Origin of the sequence: Lentzea indica (genome assembly GCF_012184385.1) — a bacterium.
Taxonomy (GTDB): Bacteria; Actinomycetota; Actinomycetes; order Mycobacteriales; family Pseudonocardiaceae; genus Lentzea; species Lentzea indica.
This window is the reverse complement of sequence record NZ_VSRL01000543.1, coordinates 1-1,380: the sequence shown is the minus strand read 5'-3', so window position 1 is coordinate 1,380 and position 1,380 is coordinate 1. Positions and strand designations below refer to the sequence as shown.

Here is a 1,380-nt window from a genome sequence, read left to right as displayed (position 1 = left end):
CTGCACGGGCGTCAGCGAGGAGTCCGCGATCACGACCACACGCCCGTTGCCCGGCCGCACCAGTCCCGCGGCCGTCATCCAGCGTCTGAGCGCCTCCTCGGAGGCCCTGAGGTCGGCCCGGCCGAGCAGCGCCCACCCGTCGAGCAGCAGCACCGCGCCGTACCCGCCCTCGGCCACCGGTTCGGCACCCGGCGTCGCCACCACCAGCGCGGGCTTGCCCGGCACCTTGGTCAGCACCTCGTCCGCGCCGCTGGTCCGCACCGGATGCCCGGGAAACGCCCGCCCGAGTTCCTCCGCCGTGCGCCTGGCCCCGATGATCTGGCCGCGCAACCTGCGCGACCCGCACGTGGCACACCGGAACCCTGCCTCCGTCGCCGCGCACCAGCGGCAGTACGCGGGCTTCGGCAGCCCGTCCTCGGTGCCACCCGGCAACGCCAGCGGACCGGCGCAGCGGCGGCACCTGGCGGGTCCACGGCACTGAGCGCAGGCCAAAGCGGGCACGTAGCCGCGGCGCGGTACCTGGATCAGCACCGGCGAGTCGGCGAGGGCGAAGCGGGCGGCGTCGAACGCGATGGACGGGAGACGGGCCGTGCGGGCCGCCGGGTCCTTGACGTCCTGCCAGTCGTTGTCGCCCACCGACACCACGCGAGGAGCGACGGACCTGAGCGTGTCGCGCGACGCCACGATCTCGTGCGCCCAGCCCGTCTCGACCAGCAACTGGGCCTCTGCCGTGCGGGCGAAACCACCGATCAGCAACGCCGCCCCGGACATGTGCGCGCGCTGCACCAGCACGTCACGCACGTTCGGGTACGGCGCACGCTGCTCGGTGTGCAGGTCGTCGCCGTCGTCCCACACGACCAGCAGCCCGGGATCCTTGATCGGCGCGAACGCGGTGGCGCGCGTGCCAACGACCACACGGGCAACGCCCCTGCGCACGGACAACCAGCGTTTGTAGCGTTCCGACGGGCCGAGATCGGAGGACAGCGCCACCACGCCTTCGATCAGCTTTCCGCACGCCTCGGCCACGCGCGCCAGGTCGCGGTGGTCGGCACGACGATGACCACACCGCGGCCGTCGAGGCGACCGCGGCCGCGCTTCGGCGAGACGGGCGGGCCAGTCCTCGGAGGGCAGTGCCTGCCAGACGGCGTGGGCGGGGCGGCCCTCGCACAGGGCTTCCAGGTACTTGGGGCCGCGGGGATAGCGCGACCAGGCGTCGGCGGGGACCGGAGGCAGCTCCGAGCGCGCGGGCGCATCCTCGGCGTCCGAGCGCGCGGGCGCATCCTCGGCGTAGTCGACGGACACCGGACGGATGGCGGCGACCGTCGCGGCCGCCGGATCCTTCTCCGATGACGCGAACCCGCGCAGCGCCAGCAACGCCGA

Annotated in this window: 1 pseudogene; it reads right to left on the bottom strand. The window is 74.2% G+C overall.

Annotated elements, in window-relative coordinates:
• Positions 1–1,380, bottom strand: a pseudogene (locus FXN61_RS49425) (primosomal protein N'); the annotation flags it as partial.